This is a genomic window from Bradyrhizobium sp. WSM2254 (genome assembly GCF_000472645.1).
Lineage (GTDB): Bacteria > Pseudomonadota > Alphaproteobacteria > Rhizobiales > Xanthobacteraceae > Bradyrhizobium > Bradyrhizobium niftali.
In genome coordinates, this window is the sequence record NZ_AXAB01000013.1 from 199,964 (window position 1) to 219,867 (window position 19,904).

The 19,904-nt window shown below is 66.0% G+C and carries 17 protein-coding genes; 7 read left to right on the forward strand and 10 right to left on the reverse strand.

Translation table 11 applies throughout. The features are described 5' to 3' along the window. Positions 1-20 precede the first annotated feature (20 nt). The 7 genes from A3M7_RS0110510 (at position 21) to A3M7_RS0110540 (ending at position 7,448) form a co-directional block, all read left to right on the forward strand. Entirely contained in the window at positions 21-698 is a 678-nt protein-coding gene (locus A3M7_RS0110510) for an invasion associated locus B family protein (RefSeq protein WP_027543887.1), read from the forward strand. 179 nt (positions 699-877) lie between these two features. Continuing rightward, on the forward strand, positions 878-2,080 hold the full coding sequence (rlmN, locus tag A3M7_RS0110515; RefSeq protein ID WP_027543888.1) for a 23S rRNA (adenine(2503)-C(2))-methyltransferase RlmN: 1,203 nt from the start codon (positions 878-880) through the stop codon (positions 2,078-2,080). 2 nt (positions 2,081-2,082) lie between these two features. Beyond that, a complete protein-coding gene (locus tag A3M7_RS0110520) occupies positions 2,083-2,562 on the forward strand; it encodes a hypothetical protein (RefSeq protein WP_027543889.1) in 480 nt (159 codons plus the stop codon). A gap of 23 nt (positions 2,563-2,585) precedes the next feature. Next, entirely contained in the window at positions 2,586-3,080 is a 495-nt protein-coding gene (locus tag A3M7_RS0110525; RefSeq protein ID WP_027543890.1) for a hypothetical protein, read from the forward strand. Between the two features lie 298 nt (positions 3,081-3,378). After that, on the forward strand, positions 3,379-4,155 hold the full coding sequence (locus A3M7_RS0110530) for a phosphatase PAP2 family protein (protein WP_027543891.1): 777 nt from the start codon (positions 3,379-3,381) through the stop codon (positions 4,153-4,155). A gap of 93 nt (positions 4,156-4,248) precedes the next feature. Next, complete coding sequence (gene argG, locus A3M7_RS0110535; protein ID WP_027543892.1) at positions 4,249-5,586, forward strand: argininosuccinate synthase; 1,338 nt, start codon at positions 4,249-4,251, stop codon at positions 5,584-5,586. A 104-nt stretch (positions 5,587-5,690) separates the two neighbouring features. Then, on the forward strand, positions 5,691-7,448 hold the full coding sequence (locus tag A3M7_RS0110540) for an alkaline phosphatase (RefSeq protein WP_027543893.1): 1,758 nt from the start codon (positions 5,691-5,693) through the stop codon (positions 7,446-7,448). A 68-nt stretch (positions 7,449-7,516) separates the two neighbouring features. Here the strand turns inward: A3M7_RS0110540 and A3M7_RS46360 are convergent, their stop codons facing one another. From A3M7_RS46360 to sdhC, 10 genes are all read right to left on the reverse strand, one after another. Next, positions 7,517-9,685 carry an OmpA family protein gene (locus A3M7_RS46360; protein WP_084301967.1) on the reverse strand — a complete coding sequence of 723 codons (2,169 nt, stop codon included), beginning with the start codon at positions 9,683-9,685 and terminating at the stop codon, positions 7,517-7,519. A 186-nt stretch (positions 9,686-9,871) separates the two neighbouring features. Further along, complete coding sequence (locus A3M7_RS50415) at positions 9,872-10,108, reverse strand: hypothetical protein (protein ID WP_245284223.1); 237 nt, start codon at positions 10,106-10,108, stop codon at positions 9,872-9,874. 85 nt (positions 10,109-10,193) lie between these two features. After that, on the reverse strand, positions 10,194-10,580 hold the full coding sequence (locus A3M7_RS0110555) for a VOC family protein (protein WP_027543896.1): 387 nt from the start codon (positions 10,578-10,580) through the stop codon (positions 10,194-10,196). Between the two features lie 24 nt (positions 10,581-10,604). Next, positions 10,605-11,429, reverse strand: a complete 825-nt coding sequence (locus tag A3M7_RS0110560; protein WP_027543897.1) for an FkbM family methyltransferase — start codon at positions 11,427-11,429, stop codon at positions 10,605-10,607. A gap of 232 nt (positions 11,430-11,661) precedes the next feature. Beyond that, on the reverse strand, positions 11,662-13,620 hold the full coding sequence (locus A3M7_RS0110565) for an ABC transporter ATP-binding protein/permease (RefSeq protein WP_027543898.1): 1,959 nt from the start codon (positions 13,618-13,620) through the stop codon (positions 11,662-11,664). A gap of 52 nt (positions 13,621-13,672) precedes the next feature. Beyond that, entirely contained in the window at positions 13,673-15,802 is a 2,130-nt protein-coding gene (locus A3M7_RS0110570; RefSeq protein ID WP_027543899.1) for an ATP-binding protein, read from the reverse strand. A 190-nt stretch (positions 15,803-15,992) separates the two neighbouring features. Beyond that, a complete protein-coding gene (locus A3M7_RS0110575) occupies positions 15,993-16,775 on the reverse strand; it encodes a succinate dehydrogenase iron-sulfur subunit (RefSeq protein WP_027543900.1) in 783 nt (260 codons plus the stop codon). A gap of 101 nt (positions 16,776-16,876) precedes the next feature. Then, positions 16,877-18,712, reverse strand: coding sequence for a succinate dehydrogenase flavoprotein subunit (gene sdhA, locus A3M7_RS0110580; protein WP_027543901.1), 1,836 nt, complete (start codon positions 18,710-18,712; stop codon positions 16,877-16,879). 3 nt (positions 18,713-18,715) lie between these two features. Continuing rightward, entirely contained in the window at positions 18,716-19,120 is a 405-nt protein-coding gene (sdhD, locus tag A3M7_RS0110585; RefSeq protein WP_027543902.1) for a succinate dehydrogenase, hydrophobic membrane anchor protein, read from the reverse strand. Beyond that, on the reverse strand, positions 19,117-19,515 hold the full coding sequence (sdhC, locus tag A3M7_RS0110590; protein ID WP_027543903.1) for a succinate dehydrogenase, cytochrome b556 subunit: 399 nt from the start codon (positions 19,513-19,515) through the stop codon (positions 19,117-19,119). The genes sdhD and sdhC overlap by 4 nt, the downstream gene beginning before the upstream one ends. Positions 19,516-19,904 lie beyond the last annotated feature (389 nt).

Here is a 19,904-nt window from a genome sequence, read left to right on the forward strand (position 1 = left end):
ATTGAGGGAACCACTCCAGCATGTGGCGGGTGCTATTTTTGGCTTTGATGGCCGGCGTGACGGCGTGGGGAATCACCGATTCCGCGCGGGCTCAGACGGCGCAACCGGCGCCCAAGTCGGCACCCAAAGAGGCTGCACCGAAAGAGGCTGCACCGAAAGCGGCTGCGCCGGCCCCCAATACGACCGCAAAGACCGCAACGAAACCCGAGAGCAAGCCGGTGGCCCCGGCTACGGCGGTTGCGGGCGGCGCGGAGCCGACCCTGATCGGCCAGTTCGGCACCTGGGGCGCCTATTCGGCCACGCCCAACGGCAAGAAGGTCTGCTTTGCGCTGGCCAAGCCTTCGTCGTCGAAGACCAATCCGCCGAACCGGCCGCGTGATCCCGCCTATGCCTTCGTCTCGACCCGGCCGGCCGAGAAGGTGAACAACGAAGTCTCGGTGATGATCGGCTACGCGCTGAAGCCGGGATCGGAATCCTCGGTCGAGGTCGGGGGCGCCGCTTTCGCCATGTACACGCAGGGCGACGGCCTCTGGATCAAGAACGCGGCCGAGGAGGAGCGGATGGTCGAAGCCATGCGCAAATCCGCCGATCTCGTGGTCAAAGGCGTCTCGGCCAAGGGAACGGAGACGACTGACACGTTTTCGCTGAAGGGCCTTGCCCAGGCGCTCGACAAGATCTCTCAGGATTGCCGGCGTTAAGGCTTTATCTGCCGACAGTAGCTCTACGGTCGTAATCGGCGGCTGCGGTTGCTATATAGGGCCGGTTCCAAGTTTTTCCGTCATTCCGGGGCGATGCGCAGCATCGAACCCGGAATCTCGAGGTTCCGGGTCTGGTCCTTCGGACCATCCCGGAACGACCAAGTAATTAGGCCCATCTGATGCAAACGACGACCGAGCCGCACAACGCAACATTGGTGGAGAAGACTCCGCTCGAAACCTATGTGCCGCCGGCGAGGCCCTCGCTCATCGGCCTGTCGCGCAACGAGCTTGCCGACCGGCTCGGCGAGATCGGCGTCGCACCTGCGCAGCGCAAGATGCGCGTGCAGCAGCTGTGGCACTGGATGTATTTCCGCGGCGCCCAGAATTTCGACGAGATGACGTCGATCTCGAAGGGCATTCGTGCCGAGCTCGCACAGCATTTCACCGTCGACCGGCCCGAAGTCGTGGCCGAGCAGATCTCCAACGACGGCACCCGCAAATGGCTGCTGCGGCTGCCGAGCGGCGACAATGTCGAGAAGGCGCATGAAGTCGAGTGCGTCTACATCCCCGAGACCGATCGCGGCACGCTCTGCGTCTCCTCGCAGGTCGGCTGCACGCTGAATTGCTCGTTCTGCCACACCGGCACGCAGCGCCTGGTGCGCAACCTCACCGCCGGCGAGATCGTCGGTCAGATCATGGTTGCGCGTGATCGCCTCAATGACTGGGCCGATCGCGAGGACGGCACGCGCCGCGTCACCAACATCGTGATGATGGGCATGGGCGAGCCGCTCTACAATTTCGACGCCGTGCGCGATGCGCTGCTCATCGTCGGCGACAACGAAGGCATCGGCATCTCCCGCCGTCGCATCACGCTGTCGACTTCGGGCGTGGTGCCGAACATCGTGCGCGCCGGCGAGGAGATCGGCGTCATGCTCGCGATCTCGCTGCATGCGGTGCGCGACGAATTGCGCAACGAGCTCGTGCCGCTCAACCGCAAATACCCGATCAAGGAGCTGCTGCAGGCCTGCCGCGACTATCCCGGCGCCTCGAACGCGCGCCGCATCACCTTCGAATACGTGATGCTCAAGGGCGTCAACGATTCGCTCGACGATGCAAAGCTGCTGGTGAAGCTGCTCAAGGGCATTCACGCCAAGATCAACCTGATTCCGTTCAATCCCTGGCCCGGCACCGCCTATGAATGCTCGGACTGGGACCAGATCGAGAAGTTCTCCGAATACATCTTCAACGCCGGCTATTCCTCGCCGGTGCGCACCCCGCGCGGCCGTGACATCCTCGCCGCCTGCGGCCAGCTCAAGTCGGAGACCGAAAAGCTCTCGGCCCGCGAACGCCAGACACTGCGCGCCATGGCGATGACGGACTAAGGATGGCGCTGATCCGCCGCCTGCCGATCATCGCGTTCGCGTTTCTGGCCGCTTGCACGATCGCGGAGATCTTCTACGCCATCGTGGTCCTGGAATATGAAGCGTTTCTGGCGCTTGGAAGGCTCGCACACCTGCACCTTCTGAAAGATATGAGCGTGCTGCTTGGCCTCGGTTTCAAGGTGCTATGTGGCGCGACAGTGTTGCCTGCAATCGTCGCGGTGACGATCACGGAACTGACGGATCGGCGCGCTTTATGGGTCTATCTCGTTGCCGGTACGGCGACAGCCCTTGTCTGCTATTTGGTGGTCGCTCCGTTTGAGGAGACACTCATCCCGCCGGGGCACAACACGCCAAGACTCATTAGACCCTATCCCATCGCGATTGTCGCCGCCGGGATCGTTGCGGGCGCTGCCTATTGGTTGATTGCAGGGCGCACGGCCGGCCTATGGCGCAAGGTGGGACGAGCGGAGCCGGCGAGCTGAGGTCGCAAGGATAGGTTTTATTCATGGCACTCATCGGCCGCCTCGTCGTCATCTTCATCGGCTTTCTCGCCGCCTGCTTCGTCGGCGGCATGATCGTGGTCGTCGCGCTGCTGTTTCCGGAATTCGCCGATCTTGGCGCCGGTCCCGTCGATCAAGGCACGATCGACGTCCTGCTCGGATTCGGTTTCATCTTCGTCTCCGGCTTTGCGCTGGTGCCGGCGGCGGTGATCGTCGCGATCACCGAAGCGCTCTACATCCGCAGCGCGCTGGCCTACGCCGTCGGCGGCGGCCTCGTGGGGCTCGCCTGCTACCTCGGCCTCGTTCCCTTTCACTCCGACACGTTCCAGTTCGAAGGCGTCGTGCGGCGTCACCTCGAGATCATGACCGGCGCCGGCATCGTCGCCGGCGTGGTCTACTGGCTGATCGCCGGCCGCAACGCCGGCGCCTGGCGCAATCCGCCGCCCCCGCACAAGCCGCCTCCGCCGTTGCCGTCGCATTCGCGGCCGGATGCGCGGTGACTGGCGCACCTCACTGAGACGCGACGCAACGCGCCACATATTCAGTGTCGTCCCGGCCTAGTGCGCAATTGCGCACGGGGGGCCGGGACCATACCGCGAGGTCTATCCGTGGAGGCTCGATAGCAGTACCGGACGACGAGTCTTCGCCAAACCACTCCCTGGGGTTATGGGTCCCGGCCTTCGCTGGGACGACGGTGTAGAGCCATCTCGTTCCGACAAAATTCATTGTCGCCTACGCCACCAGCCGCGACCGATTCCGGGGTTTTCATCCCCTCCCCACTCCGCTAAACCGCGCGGCATGAACCGGACCGGACTCTTCATCGCCCTGGCGCTGTGGCTCGTGATCGGCGTCGTTTTCGGCCTCTATCCCGAACTCGATCTCAAGCTCGCCGCGCTGTTCTTCGATCCCGCAACCAGGACCTTTCCGCTCAAATCGAGCGGCTGGGCCGGCGTCGCGCGTGATGCGGCGATGTGGATCGCCTGGGCGTTCGTGCTGCCCTCGCTGGTGGCGCTCGTGGTCAAGCTGTTCCGCCCGGACCGGCCGCTGATGGTGTCGGGGCGCGCGGTGATCTTCCTGCTGGTGACGATCACGCTGTCGGCCGGAATCCTCACCAACCTCACCTTCAAGACCTATTGGGGCCGGCCGCGCCCGGTGGTGGTGACGCAGTTTGCCGGCGATCAGCAGTTCGTGCCGTGGTGGGATCCGCGCGGCGGCTGCGCGCGCAACTGCTCGTTCTTCTCGGGCGAGGGCGCGACCGCGTTCTGGACGCTGGCCCCTGCCGCGCTGGCCCCGCCGGCATGGCGGCCGCTCGCCTATGCCGGCGCCGTGGTGTTTGGTCTTGTGACGTCAGGGCTGCGCATGGCCTTCGGCGGGCACTTCTTCACCGACGTCTCGATCGCCGGCCTGGTCACCTTCGTCGTGATCTGGTTCGCCTACGCGCTGATCTACCGCTGGCCGCGGACGCGGTTCTCGGACGCGGCCGTCGATGCCGCCCTGACGCGGCTGGCCTCGCCCGGCTACCGGCTCCGCCAGCGCCTGTTTGGCCGCAAGACGGGTCCCGAGCCGTCAGTTTGAGCCATTAAATGCGTGCCGAGCCCTGCGAAATTTGATATTCGCCCGGTCAACCCGCAACCGCCATCAGCCCCTTGAGACCCGATTGGAAGCCCCATGACCACGATCCTGAAAAGCCTGCCCAAGGGTGAGAAAGTCGGCATCGCGTTTTCGGGCGGTCTCGACACCAGCGCGGCACTGCTCTGGATGAAGCAGAAGGGCGCGCGCTGCTACGCCTATACCGCCAATCTCGGCCAGCCCGATGAAGCCGATTACAACGAGATCCCGCGCAAGGCGCAGGAATTCGGTGCCGAGAAGGCCGTACTGGTCGATTGCCGCATGCAGCTCGTCCACGAAGGCATCGCCGCGATCCAGTCCGGCGCCTTCCACATCTCGACCGGTGGCATCACCTATTTCAACACCACGCCGCTCGGCCGTGCCGTCACCGGCACGATGCTGGTCGCGGCGATGAAGGAGGACGGCGTCAACATCTGGGGCGACGGCTCGACCTTCAAGGGCAACGACATCGAGCGCTTCTATCGCTACGGCCTGCTCACCAATCCGAGCCTGCGCATCTACAAGCCCTGGCTCGACCAGCAGTTCATCGACGAGCTCGGCGGCCGCGCCGAGATGTCGGCGTTCATGACCGCCCAGGGTTTCGCTTACAAGATGAGCGCCGAGAAGGCGTATTCGACCGACAGCAATCTGCTCGGCGCCACGCATGAAGCCAAGGATCTCGAGAGCCTCGACAGCGGCATCAAGATCGTCAACCCGATCATGGGCGTGCCGTTCTGGCGCGACGACTGCAACGTCAAGGCCGAGAAGGTCGTGGTGCGCTTCGAGGAAGGCCAGCCGACGGCGCTGAACGGCCAGACCTTCAGCGATCCCGTTGCGCTGTTCCTCGAAGCCAATGCCATCGGCGGCCGCCACGGCCTCGGCATGAGCGACCAGATCGAGAACCGCATCATCGAGGCCAAGAGCCGCGGCATCTATGAAGCGCCCGGCATGGCGCTCTTGCACATCGCCTATGAGCGCCTCGTCACCGGCATCCACAACGAGGACACTATCGAGCAGTACCGCATCAGCGGCATGCGTCTCGGTCGCCTGCTCTACCAGGGCCGCTGGTTCGATTCGCAGGCCCTGATGCTGCGCGAGACCGCGCAGCGCTGGGTCGCGCGTGCCGTCACCGGCGAGGTCACGCTGGAGCTGCGCCGCGGCAACGACTATTCGATCCTCAACACCGAGAGCCCGAACCTCACCTATGCGCCGGAGCGGCTCAGCATGGAGAAGGTCGAGGACGCTGCCTTCTCGCCGGCCGACCGCATCGGCCAGCTCACCATGCGCAACCTCGACATCGCCGATACGCGCACCAAGCTGAAGCTCTACAGCGACACTGGCCTGCTCTCGGGCAGCGAAGGCTCGCAGATCTTCCGGCTCGAGAACGACAAGGGCTGAGGCCTTTGGTCGCCCGACCGGGCGACGCACGGTTTAATGACGGTGTCATGCGCGATCGCTAGGCTTCCTGCTCCTGTCCGGAACGGAATCGCGGAGCATCGAGCATGGTCAAGGGATCGGCACTAGCCTCTCTCATCGTCCTCTGTTGGACGTCGTCATTGTCGGCGCAGACGATCTATCCGATAGATCGCGCCGAGATTCTGGCCGGCGCCCAATTCGACTTCAAGGTTGAATTTCCCGGGCCGGTCGATCCGGCCAGGCTGAAGGTGACGGTGAACGGTGCGGACTATGCCGAAATGTTCGGCCGCGCCGGGACCTTCGTCGAGCGCGAGGACGGCAAGGACCAGTCGGCGCTGATCCTGCGCGACGTCGCGCTGACCAAGCCGGGCAGTGTCACGGTGGACGTGAGCGACGGCACGCATCAGCGCAGCATCGCGTGGACGGTTTACGAGACCGGTCCGCGCAAGGCGAAGAACGTCATCCTGTTCATCGGCGACGGCATGTCGCCGGCGCATCGGGTCGCAGCGCGAATCCTGTCCAAGGGCATTGCGGAGGGCAAGAGCCGCGGCAAGCTCGCGATTGACGACATGCCCCATATGGCGCTGGTGGCGACCGCTGGCTCGGACTCCATCATCACCGATTCCGCGAACTCGGCCAGTGCCTATGCGACCGGCCACAAGAGCGCCGTCAACGCGCTAGGCGTCTATGCGGACCGCACCACAAGCCCGTTCGACGATCCCAGGGTCGAAACCATCACCAGCCTTGCCCGGAGACGTAACGGCATGGCGATCGGCATCGTCACCAACACCGAGATCGAAGACGCGACGCCGGCTGCGATGGTAGCGCACACGCGCCGGCGCGCCGCCTATGACGAGATCGTCGAACAGCTCTTCGCCGCGAAGCCGGATGTGCTGCTGGGCGGCGGCAGCGCGAATTTCCTGCCGAAGTCCGCGACAGGCTCCAAACGCAAGGACGAGGCCGACTACATCGCGAAGTTTCGCGACGCAGGCTATCAGGTCGCGACGACCGCAAGCGAGCTCGGCGTTTCTGCCGCAAAGCCGGAGACGGGCAGGCTGCTCGGGCTGTTCGCCACCGGAAACATGGACGGCGTGCTCGACCGCAAATTCCTCAAGGGCGGCGGCGTGAAGAAGTTTCCGGAGCAGCCCGACCTGACCGAGCAGGTGCAGGCCGCGCTGAACATCCTCTCGAGAAACGACACCGGCTTCTTCCTGATGGTCGAATCCGGGCTGATCGACAAATACGCGCATCTGCTCGACATGGAGCGGGCGGTCTACGATACGATCATGCTCGATAATGCAGTGCGCCAGACGCGCGAATGGGCGCGTGCGCGCGGCGACGACACCCTCATCCTGGTGCTGGCGGACCACAATCACCCCAACAGCCTTGTCGGAACGGTCAACGACGACATGGGCACGACGCCCAACGTGCCGCTGCGCGAGCGCGTCGGCGTCTACGAGCAGGCCGGATTCCCGAACTATCCGGCTCCGGATGCCGAGGGCTATCCGTCACGCGTCGATGTGAGCCGCCGGCTCGCCATCTTCTCGGCCAGCCTGCCGGACCACTATGAGACCTTCCGCCCCAAGCTCGACAATCCCAACGAGCCGACCGTCAAGGCCGGTGACGACGGGACCTTCAAGGCCAACGACAAATACAAGGATGTCCCGGGAGCAGTGCTGCGTCCCGGCAATCTGTCGGCGATGATCGGTGCCAGCGTGCATTCGGGCGAGGATGTCATCCTGACGGCGACCGGGCCGGGCAGCGAGCGCGTGCACGGCTCGATGGACAATACCGAAGTCTTTCGCGTCATGGTCGAAGCGCTTGGGCTCGCCGCCGGGCACTAGCCACCCCGCGCGGTTCAAACAAAAATGGCCGGGATTGCTCCCGGCCATTTTGCATTTTGTGGGTCGCCTTACCGCGGCGGCGCGGTGCCGGGCGGGGGCGGCGGCAGCGAGGCCTGCCCGCCGTTGAGCAGCGGCGTGATGTTGCGGATGGTGACGCGCCGGTTGATCAGGCTCGGCCCTTGCGTCTGCTCCTTCAGATACTGCTCGCCATAGCCCTGCGACGTCAGGTTCTCCGACGGCACGTTGAACTGCTGGGTCAGCAATTCGGCCGCGGACTGCGCACGACGGTCCGACAATGACAGATTGTCGACCTCGTTGCCGACCGCGTCGGTGTGACCTTCGATCAGGAACACCACGCGCGGATTGGCCTGGATCGCACGGTTGAGACCGTCGGCGATCGCCTGCAGCTTCTCCGCCTGATCCGGTGGGATCGTCCACGATCCCGTTTCGAAGTTGATCGTGTTGACGTCGATGCTCGGCATTTGCATGCGAACATTGGGGCTGTAGCGGATCTCGTCGAGCGTGTAGCGACGATCGATCCGTTGCACCGGCGGTGCCACCATCGTCTGGTAGATCACGTCCGGCGACGCTTCCTGGGCGTCGACGATGTAGCGATCGTAGGGAATATTCACGACCGGCGGCGGCGCATCGACATAGAAACCGCCAACCGACCGCGGATCGCGGTAGCTGTTGTCGATGATGATGATCTCGCGTCCGGCGGGGTCCCTGCGGATTCGCCGCAGCAACCGACCGTCCGGACCGACCACCGTGATGATCTCGCTGCCATCGGGACGGATCACGACGGTGCGGGTATCGCCGCCGATGGTGTCGGTGCGGATATCTCGGGCGCCGTAGCGGAAGCGATAGAGATCGTTGCCGCGGACGTAGGCCTGCCCGCCCGGATCGCGGATGATGATGCGATCCGGTTCGGTGTAGATGGTGCGGCCACCCTCGATGCTCTCGTGTCGCTGGTTGCGGTAGTCGGCGATGGTCGCGCCGATCACTGCGCCAGCCACGACGCCTGCACCGATCGCGAGCGGTGTCAGGTCACGCTGCGGCGGCCGCGGCGGAGGTGGCAGCGGTGCGACGACTGTCGGCGCGGCCTGGAAGGCAGGCGTAACCGTCGGTGCTGCGAATTGCGCCCTGTTGGGTGGCGGCGTTGCGGCCGCCGAACCCGGCACTGTGCTCGGCGTTGCGGCACCGGCCGCGGGCCGGGCCGGGAGGCCGCCGGCCTGGGGCGGGGCAGCCGGAGTTCCGGCCGCGGGCGCGCCAGCAGGAGGCGTTCCGCCCTGTTGGCCTGGGGTCGGTGTAGCCGTCGGGGCTGGGGTCGCGCCGGGGGCCGGCGTCGCCGATCCCGGACGTCCGGGCGGCGGGGTTGGAGCACCGCCGGGAGCCGGCGTGGCCGTTGGAGCGGGCGTAGCGCCTGGAGCTGGCGGCGATCCTGCCGCCGGAGGCGAACCGGGACGTACGCCGGGCGGCGGTGCACCGGGGCGTCCAACCGGCGGAGCGCCGGGCGTGCTGCCCGGAGCCGGCGTCGCGGTCGGCGCAGGTGTTGCTGTCGGTGCGGGTGTCGGCGTCGGAGTGGCTGCCGGCGCAGGCGCGCCGGGTCGGGCCGTCGGCGCTGCGGGCGGAGGAGCCGCGGGCGTCGCCGTGGGCGCAGGTGTGGGCGCAGGCGTGGGCCGCGCCGCGGGGCCCGCAGGAGGCGGCGGAGGCGGAGGCGTCGGAGTCGGACGTGCCGCGGGAGGAGGCGGGGTCGGCGGCGTGTGCTGCGGAGCCGCGGCGGGAGGCGGCGCGGGCGCCGGACGTGCCGCAGGCGGTGCGGGAGGCGGCGGTGTCGGGGCGTGCTGCTGCGGGGCCGCGGCCGGGGGCGGCGACGGCTGCTTCGGAGCAGCAGGCGGCGGTGGTGGCGGCGGCGGCGCGGGACGTGCCGCAGGGGGAGGCGGTGGTGGAGGCGGTGCCGCAGGGCGCGGCGGTGCGGCAGCCGGCGGAGGCGCAGCGGGCGGGTGGGGCGGCGCAGCCGCAGGCGGCGGTGCGGCCGGGCGTGCGGGCGCTGCAGGCGGCGCGGCCGCAGGCGGCCCCTTCGGCGGCTGCTTCGGTTTTCCGTCAGGGCCCGTCTCTTGAGGCTGGGCCTGCGCGATCACGAGCGGCGAAGCGCCTTGCGCATGCGATGCGGTGTTTGCCAATTGCATCGCGGTCAGGGCCGTGGTGGCAAGCAGCACGAAACGAAGATTGGTCATAGTGGTGAACTTCCCCGGAAGGTTCTTTGACGAAGTGGTGGGATGAACAGCTACGCGTTAGGCCGGAATGTGGCGGGCGAAGCGGGCGCGGCCTGATTTATTTCTGCACGCAAATCACCTCATTATGCCGACGTTCATTGCGCATTCAGGCGTGGGTTGCAATCGCCTCACATGTGATGGTTCGCCTCATGTGTGATCCCATCGCGGAGCTACGTCCGTCGCAGGGCCGGGCGGTCCGTTCGGCGCGCGCGATGGAATCTCTTCAGGCATGCGGCCCGGCAATTCGTCGGGCCGCGGTGATTCGCCGGGCTCGCGCACCGGCGGCGTGATTTCGGGCTGCGGATTGCCCGGCGGAATTCCAGGCGGCGGCTCCGTGGGAGTCCCCGGTGTTGCCGGTGGAATCTCGGGCGGTTCGATCGGCATCGGCATCATCGAGTTCGGTTGTCCAGAGAACGACAACGATGATGCCGTGCCGATGTTCCCTGTCGCGTCGTCCCGGAATGCGCGCCTATTCCGGCGCGTGACAGACGGCCTCGATGTTGTGGCCGTCAGGGTCCAGCACGAAGGCCCCGTAATAATTCGAATGATAGTGCGGGCGGATGCCGGGCGGTCCGTTGTCGCGTCCACCGGCCGCGATCGCCGCCTTGTAGAAGGCGTCGACCGTGGCGCGGTCCTTGGCCGCGATCGCGACATGCACCGGCTTGTTCATGGCGCCTTCGCCGCCAATCCAGAAATCCGGCTTGCCATCGGCGCCGAACCCGGCGGCCGGATCGTGACCGGTCTGCTCCGCCGTGACCTCCATGATCAGGCTGTAGCCGAGCGGCGCCAGCGCCTTCGCATAGAACGCCTTCGCGCGCTCATAGTCAGAGACGGAGAAACCCAAATGGTCGATCATCGCAACCTCCGTTGTTCACCCCTATCAGCGTGACAGGAACGTATTGCTTCGTGTCTTGCGTGCGATCGCAAAGCCGCGCGCGACCATGTCGGCAATACAATCCTGCTGCCATTCCTTTTGTGACAGATGCTCGATGACCACCGCGCGTGGCCACAGCGACTGCGGCGCGTCGCGGAAGAAGCCGATCAGCACGCGGTCCTCGAAGCCTTCGACGTCGATCTTGAGCGCATCGACCTGCGTGACGCCGGCCTCGTCGAGAATGCGTGTCAGCCGCAGCGACGGGACCTTGATCGCATCGGCGCTGGCCGCGCCGGTGACGACGTGGGTGGCACCGAGATTGCCGCCGCCGCTCTCGATCATCAGCTCGCCGTCGCTGTCGCCTGCTGCGGCCTGCACCAGGCGGACCTGCGTCGCCTTCGATGCGGCATGGTTGAAGGAGAGACGTCCGAAGGTCAGCGGATGCGGCTCGATCGCGATCACCTTGCCCGCGGGCCCGACCTGCCGCGCCATCACCAGGGCAAACGTGCCGACATTGGCGCCGACGTCCACGAACACGCCGCCCAGCGGGGTGTGCTGGCGCAGGAAGTCGAGCTCGTCGAGATTGTAGTCGGGGTTGAACAGCGCGCCGCGCTCGGTCGCGCTGCCCTGGTGGTAGAAGCGGAACGAGGCGCCCTGATACTGCACGTCGAGCGGACCGCCGCGCAGCAAATTGACCAGCCGCGACAGCCAGGGCCGGAACGCGCCGCGCTTCAGCCCCGATTGCGTCGCGAGGCGAATGATCGCGGCCTGCGCCGCATTCGGCGCATATGTGCCGAATGGCGCGGACGAAGGGGCGTTGTCGGGCGTCAAGCAGGTGGTCCTCGTTGCAAGCGGCGCATGCATAGCCGGTTTTGCCGGGGACTCCAACGCTCGATCACCGGTGTCGTCCCGGGGCGCGAAGCGAGCCCGGGACCCATAACCACAGGGAGGAGTTGTGACGCCAAACTCTCACTCCGAGTCTTCGCCAAAGATCTCCCTGTGGGTATGGGTCCCGGATCGGCGCTCCGCTTCGCTGCGCTTGTCCGGGACGACGGAGGGTGCTTCACGCCGCCTTTCCTGGCGGAGCCTTGCGCTGGTGCAGGAAGCGGCCGAGCAGCCGGCGCCTGCCTTTGCGCGGAATCAGGTCGATGTCGCTGACGAGTTTCGCGCCGCCCTTGCGACGCTCCAGCACGATCTTGCGGCTGTGGAAGGCTTCCAGCTCGACGCGGTGCGCGACGCTGACGATGGTCGCCTTCGGCAGCGCGTCGGTGACCATCTTCATCATCTTGTCCTGGCTCTTCTCGTCGAGCGCCGAGGTCGCCTCGTCAAGGACGACGATGTCGGGGCTGTGCAGCAAAAGCCGCGCGAAGGCGAGGCGCTGCTTCTCGCCGCCGGACAGCGTCTGGTCCCACGGTCCCTCTTCCTCGATCTTCTCCTTGAGATGGTCGAGGCCGACCTTGTGCAGGGCTTCCCCGATTTCTGCGAGGGTCCAGTCGTCTTCGGCTCCGGGATAGGCGACCGCGCGGCGTAGGGATCCGGAGGGCACGTAAGGCCGCTGCGGCAGCATGAACAGCCGCCGGTCGGGGTGGAGATTGACGCTGCCGCCGCCCCACGGCCACAGCCCGGCAATGGCGCGCACCAGCGTGCTCTTGCCGGTGCCGGATTCGCCGGCGACCAGCACGCGTTCGCCGGCCTCGATCACCACCTCGGTCTCGCCGACCACGGCCGTACCGTCGTCGAGCGTGACGGAGAGGTCGTTCAGCTCCAGCATCGCCTCGTTGCTGGTCTCGCCGCGCTTGATGCGGCCGAGGCCATCGCCCTGCTCGGCGCGTTCGAGACCGTCGAGCGACATCATCAGCGAGGCGATGCGGTGGGCGCAGGCATTCCAGTCGGCGAGCCGCGGATAATTGTCGACCAGCCAGCCGAACGCGCTCTGCACGATGGTGAAGGCGGACGCCGCCTGCATCACCTGTCCGAGTGTCATGCTGCCGTCGAGGAATTTGGGCGCGCAGAGCAGCAGAGGCACGACCGGTGCAACGAGGTTCGATCCCTGTGACACCAGCGTGGTGCGCATGTGCTGGCCGGCGAGCCGCGCCCATTGCCGCAGCACGTTGGTGAAATTGCGGTCGATGCCGCCGCGCTCCTCCTCCTCGCCGCCGAGCAGCGCGATGCTTTCGCCGTTCTCGCGCACGCGCGTCAGGGTGTAGCGGAGATCGGCCTCGGCCTGGTTCTTGTCTTCGGAGACCTGCACGAAGCGCCGGCCGATCACCAGGATCGAGCTCGATGCGATCGCGGCGTAGAGCATCGCAGCGATCACGAGGAAGCCGGGAATGGTGATGGTCGATCCACCGAGCGCGATCGTGAGCGCGCCGCCGATGGTCCAGAGCACGACAATGAAGGTCACGGCCGACAGCAGTGCCGAGGTGACGCCGGCGAGGAAATCGACCGGCGCATCGGTCGCGACGCGCAGATCCTCCGCGATCCGGTATTCGGGATTCTGGTGGTCGCCGCCGACGAGGTTGAGCTGGTAGTAGCGGCCGTTGGCGAGCCACCGCGTCAGCACGCTCGCCGTGAGCCATGCCCGCCAGCGCCGCTGGATGCCCATGCGGGCGAACACCTGCGCCACGCCGAGCGCGATGCTGCCGATCGCAAGTGGAAAGAACACCGCGGTGAGGTGAAACACGCTGGTCGCATCGCGCTGCTCGATGGCGTCGAAGATCGCGCGGTTCCAGACATTGATGCCGTACTGGAAGCCGACGGTGAGGACGATCAGCAGGCCGAGGCCGATCGAGAACGGCCAGGCGAGGCGATCACCCTTGCGGCCCCAGAAGCCACGCGCGCTGATCCAGAAGCGGGTCAGCAGATAATCCTTGCGGGCCTGCTCGACCTCTTCAGGTGACAGCTCGGGATCGGGTTCGACCACCTCGGGCGGCGGCGGAGCCATCTCCTCGCCGGTCTCGCCCTCGATTTCGACGATGGGCGGTTTCTTGCCCTGTTCGCGCTTCCCGGCCGGTTTCTGCATGGCCGGACAACGCAAGGGAAATCAGTCGGTTCCCTGCGGTTCCGGGACTGGGCTATTCGGCCGCGCCATCGCGCACCCGCGCGGCGCGGTGGAGGATCTGCGACAGCTCCTCGATCGAATAGGGCTTTTGCACGAGGTCGAAACCGTGGTTGCCGTCCTGCGTCAGCGCCTCGCTGTAGCCGGTGGTCAGCACGACCGGCACGCCGATGTCGCGATCGCGGATCGCGCGCGCCAGTTCGAGCCCGGTCATCCCGGGCATGACCACGTCGGAGAACACGACGTCGAAGCGATCCGTGTCCACGACCAGCTCGGCGAGCGCGTCGGCGGCATTGTCGACCAGGGTGATGCTGTAGCCGAGCTCGGTGAGTCCATCGGCGGCAAAGTTGGCGAGCTCGATATTGTCCTCGACCACCAGCACCGACATGCCGCTGCCCGGCACCGCCGGTGCCGTGTTCGGTGCCTGCTGCTGCGGCAGCAGGTCCGCCGGCACGCGCGGCAGGTAGAGCGAGAAGGTGCTGCCCTGGCCGACTTCGCTCGCGACCGTCACCTCGCCGCCGGATTGCCGGGCAAAGCCAAACACCTGGGAAAGGCCAAGACCGGTGCCGTGGCCGACCTGCTTGGTGGTGAAGAACGGCTCGAAGACGCGCCCGAGCCGCGCGGCCGGAATGCCGATTCCGGTGTCGCTGACGACGACGCTGACGAAGCCCCGACTGCCCGGAAGATGCGCCAGCGCATCAGGAACGGTCGTCGCCGCCTCGACCTTGAAGCTGATCCGGCCCTTGCCCTGCATGGCATCGCGCGCATTGGTCGCCATGTTGATCAGCGCCGTCTCGAACTGGCTGGCATCGGCATTGACGAGGCACGGCTCCGCCGGCAGCTGCGTCGCGATCTCGATCGCGGGGCCCAGCAGCGTGGCGAGCATGTCGTGCAGCGACCGCATCCGCTCGCCGACGTCGAACACCTCCGGTTTCAGGGTCTGGCGCCGCGCGAAGGCGAGCAGCTGCGACGTCAGCCTGGCGGCTCGCGCGACCGCATCCGCGATCGCGGTCATGTAGCGCTGCCGCCGTTCCTCGGTCAGTTGCGGCCGGTTCAAGAGGTCGACGGAGGCGCGGATCACGGTCAGCAGATTGTTGAAGTCGTGCGCGACGCCGCCGGTGAGCTGGCCCAGCGCCTCCAGGCGCTGGCTGTGCTTGAGCGCCTCCTCGGCCTCGCGCCGCTTGGCAGCTTCGGTCTGGAGATGCTGGGTGCGCCGGAAGGCGAAGGCGAGCAGCAGAAACAGCAATGCGGTCGCGGGAATGCCGAACACCAGATGCTGGCCCATGGTGGCGAACCAGCGTGCGCGGATCGCCGAGGTCTCGAACCCCGCGCTGACATAGATCGGATATTCGGCGATACGCCTGTAGCCGATGCGGCGCTCGATCCCGTCCGACGGCCAGACGATGGTCATGAGTCCGTGCGCGGGGTGGGCGGCGATCTCGCGGCCGACCGGCCCGCCGGGATCGAGCCGGAGGTCGCGCTCGAGCCGCGGAAAATGCGTCAGCACCACGCCGTCGGTGCGACCCATCGCGAAGAAACTGCCGGGATCGGAGCCGATCCTGGCGTAGAAACTCTCGAAATATTCCGGCAGGACGGAGGCCTGGATCACCCCGATGAAGCTGCCGTCGTCGGAGTCGCGGCGGCGGCTCACGCCGAAGAAGCGGGCGCCCTGATAGGGCGGGCGCGGCGTCAAGGGCATGCCGATGAACGTGCCGATGGTCTGGTCGACATGGGCGTAGAAGTAGTCGCGGTCCGCAAAGCTCAGCTCCGGCGGCGGCGAGGCGAGGCTGTTGACCAGCGCCTTTCCCTCCGCATCGAAGATCCAGGCCGATTTGAGCTGCGGCAGCGAATCGGCCAGCCGCTTCAGGCGGCGGTGCAGCGCCGCTTCGCGCGCCCGGACAAGGTCGTCGGGAAGGCCGCGCACGACCTCGTTGAGTTCGGCGAGACTCCGGTCGATCGTCTCGAACACCTTGAGCGCATGCTCATGCGCGACGTCGAGCGTGCGCTCGATCTCCCGGTCGGCGATATCTTTGGTCGATGTGTAGGAGATCGTGGCGGCGATCGCGAACAGGGCAATCGGCAATGCCAGGGATGCCGCCATCATCCACTGCAACAGCTTCAACGAATTGCGTTGCGCACCCTGCACAGTCGCTCCGGTCCCCGGACCTGAGCTTAACTGAATTTCCCGCTGGGAAGGAAGCCGCTTATGACGGGAACCGGTGGTTGTATTCCCCAGGAATCGCCCGCGGCGCGGGGTGATGAAAAAATCTACTCAAATTGACGCCGGCCGTGGAGAGCCCCGGCCATCTCGGCCGGGGACGAGGCGTGAATGGCGTCTAGATCTGCCGCTCGACCATCTTGAGCTTGAGCTCGGCGATGGCTTCCGCCGGGTTGAGGCCCTTCGGGCAGGCCTTGGCGCAGTTCATGATGGTGTGGCAGCGGTAGAGCCGGAACGGGTCCTCGAGATTGTCGAGCCGCTCGCCGGTCGCTTCATCGCGCGAATCGGACACCCAGCGGTTGGCCTGGAGCAGCGCGGCGGGGCCGAGATAGCGGTCGCTATTCCACCAATAGCTCGGGCACGAGGTCGAGCAGCAGGCGCAGAGGATGCACTCGTAGAGGCCGTCGAGCTTCTCGCGGTCCTCGTGGCTCTGGCGCCATTCCTTCTGCGGCGTCGGCGAGGTCGTCTTCAGCCACGGCTCGACGGAGGCATACTGCGCGTAGAAATTGGTGAGGTCGGGGACCAGGTCCTTCACGACCGGTTGGTGCGGCAGCGGATTGATCTTCACCGCGCCGTCCTTCACGTCGTGCATCGAGCGGGTGCAGGCGAGGGTGTTCTGGCCGTCGATGTTCATGGCGCAGGAGCCGCAGACGCCTTCGCGGCAGGAGCGGCGGAAGGTCAGCGACGGGTCGATGTTGTTCTTGATCCAGATCAGGCCGTCCAGCACCATCGGACCGCAATCATGGGTGTCGACGTAATAGGTGTCGACGCTCGGATTCTTGCCGTCGTCCGGATTCCAGCGATAGACCTTGAACTCGCGAACCTCGGTCGCGCCCGCGGGCTTCGGCCAGGTCTTGCCGCCGGTGATCTTGGAGTTCTTCGGAAGTGCGAATTCAACCATAAGTGCTGCCTCTGGTTTCTTCCGTCATGCGCGGGCTTGACCCGCGCATCCATCTTTGAGGGATGGATTGCCGGGTCAAGCCCGGCAATGACAAGCAATGATCAGTACACGCGCGCCTTGGGCGGGATGTACTGCACGTCGTTGGTCATGGTGTAGTCGTGAACCGGGCGGTACTCGATCTTGACCTTGCCGGCATCGTCCAGCCAGGCCAGCGTGTGCTTCATCCAGTTCTTGTCGTCCCGCTCGGAAAAATCCTCGCGGGCGTGCGCGCCGCGGCTCTCGGTGCGGTTGGCGGCCGAGTTCATCGTCACCACCGCCTGCGCGATCAGATTGTCGAACTCCAGCGTCTCGACGAGGTCCGAATTCCACACCAGCGAGCGGTCGGACACGGCGATGTCGGTGATGCCGCTGTGGACCTTCTCGATCAGGTTCTGGCCTTCGCTCAGGACTTCGCCGGTGCGGAACACGGCGCAGTTGTTCTGCATCACGTGCTGCATGCCTTCGCGCAGCTTTGCGGTCGGCGTGCCGCCGGAGGCGTAGCGGTAATGGTCGAGGCGGCCGAGCGCGAGCTCGGCGGAGTTCGCCGGCAGCTCGGGCTGCTTGGCGTTCGGCGTGAGCTTCTCGGCGAGGCGCAGCGCGGCGGCGCGGCCGAACACGACGAGGTCGATCAGCGAGTTGGAGCCGAGGCGGTTGGCGCCGTGCACGGAGACGCAGGCCGCTTCGCCGATCGCCATCAGGCCGGGGATGACGGCGTTGTCGTCGCCGTCCTTCTTGGTCAGCACTTCGCCGTGATAGTTCGTGGGGATGCCGCCCATGTTGTAGTGCACGGTCGGCACGATCGGGATCGGCTCGCGCGTCACGTCGACATTGGCGAAGATCTTTGCGGATTCGGAGATGCCCGGCAGCCGCTCGGCCAGCACCGCGGGATCGAGATGGTCAAGATGAAGGAAGATGTGGTCCTTCTTCTTGCCGACGCCGCGCCCTTCGCGGATCTCGATGGTCATCGCGCGCGAGACGACGTCGCGCGAGGCGAGGTCCTTGGCCGACGGCGCGTAGCGCTCCATGAAGCGCTCGCCCTCGGAATTGACGAGATAGCCGCCTTCGCCGCGCGCGCCTTCGGTGACGAGACAGCCCGAGCCGTAGATGCCGGTCGGGTGGAACTGCACGAACTCCATGTCCTGCATCGGCAGGCCGGCGCGCAGCACCATGCCGCCGCCGTCGCCGGTGCAGGTGTGCGCCGAGGTGCAGGAGGCGTAGGCGCGGCCATAGCCGCCGGTCGCGAGAATCACGGTCTGGGCGCGGAAGCGATGCAGCGTGCCGTCATCGAGCTTGAGCGCGATGACGCCGCGGCAGGTGCCCTGGTCGTCCATGATCAGGTCGATGGCGAAGAACTCGATGAAGAACTCGGCCGCGTGGCGCAGCGACTGGCCGTACATCGTGTGCAGCATGGCGTGGCCGGTGCGGTCGGCGGCGGCGCAGGTGCGCTGCGCCTGGCTCTTGCCGAACTCGGTGGTCATGCCGCCGAACGGGCGCTGGTAGATCTTGCCATCCTCGGTGCGCGAGAACGGCACGCCCCAATGCTCGAGCTCGTAGACCGCGTCGGGCGCGTTGCGCACCATGTATTCGATCGCGTCCTGGTCGCCCAGCCAGTCCGACCCCTTCACGGTGTCGTACATGTGCCAGCGCCAGTCGTCCTTGTGCATGTTGCCGAGCGAGGCGGAGATGCCGCCTTGCGCCGCCACCGTGTGCGAACGGGTCGGAAACACCTTGGTGATGCAGGCCGTGCGCAGGCCCGCCTCGCCGCAGCCGACCACGGCGCGCAGTCCCGCGCCGCCGGCGCCGACAACGACGACGTCATAGGTGTGGTCTTCGATCGGATAGGCTTTTCCGTTGGTGGCGGGAGCGCCGTTGCCCTTGCCATTCGTCTCGTTGGCCATGGGTTACACTCCGGCTGACAGTTGGAGAATCGCGTAGATCGAGGCGAGCGCAACCGCGATCGAGAAGAAATTGTTGAGCATGATCGAAGCGAGCTTCAGCTTCTCGTTGTGGACGTAGTCCTCGATCACGACCTGCATGCCGATCTTCATGTGCCAGGCGCTGGCGATGATGAAGAGCACCATGATGATGGCGATCGGCAGCGAGCCGAGGATCTGCTTGGCATAGGCCTGGTTGCGGCCGAGCAGCATCATGATGACGACGACCACGGGGATCATCAGCAGCACCATCGCCACCGCAGTCAGGCGCTGGCGCCAGAAATCGGACGTGCCAGAATGCGCCGCGCCGAGGTTGCGGACGCGGCCGAGCGGGGTGCGCATGCTGCGCTTCGGCGTATCGGCCGTGCTCATCGTCCACCTCCGATCGCGTAGGCGATGATCCAGATCAGCACCGTCAGCGCGATGCCGCCGATCAGTGCGCCCCAGGTCAACGCTTCGCGCTCATTGGCCTTGAAGCCGTAGCCGAGGTCCCACACGAAGTGCCGGATGCCGCTCAGCATATGGTGCATCAGCGCCCAAGTGTAGCCGAACATGATCAGCCGGCCGATGACGCTGCCGGTGAAGGCCTGGACGTGGGAATAGGCGGCCGGGCCGGAGGCCGCAGCGATCAGCCACCAGGCCAGCATCAGGGTTCCGACGTAAAGGGCGATACCGGTGGCGCGATGGACGATGGACAGCGCCATCGTCAACGTCCAGCGGTAGACTTGCATGTGTGGTGAAAGCGGTCGTTCGATCCGTGCGGTCATGGGCTTTGATGTTGTGTAGCGGCCCAGCAGGGGGCGCGCGGGGATCGCGAAAGGTCGGCTCTATTTACGGAGTCGATTTGGCCTGCGCAATCACCAAATCGCCATAAATCGAACCGTGGTTCAGCGCTACAGCGTTGATGAAACAAGGCCAATCAGGGGCTTGGTATACCAGAGCGATGGTGTGCCGACTAAGAATAGAATACATATTCATCCTTTGCGGCGACGGGCGAGGCGCATTGAAATTACTATTGGAACGGCTCTAGGCCGCCGCGGGCCAGCCACGGTTCGAACCAGTCAGTTCATGACGCCCCGAGCCGCCACGAATGGCCGACGAGCCACGTCCAATTTCCGCGACGCGCACCGGATTTTCGCATGACGGGTGGATATGC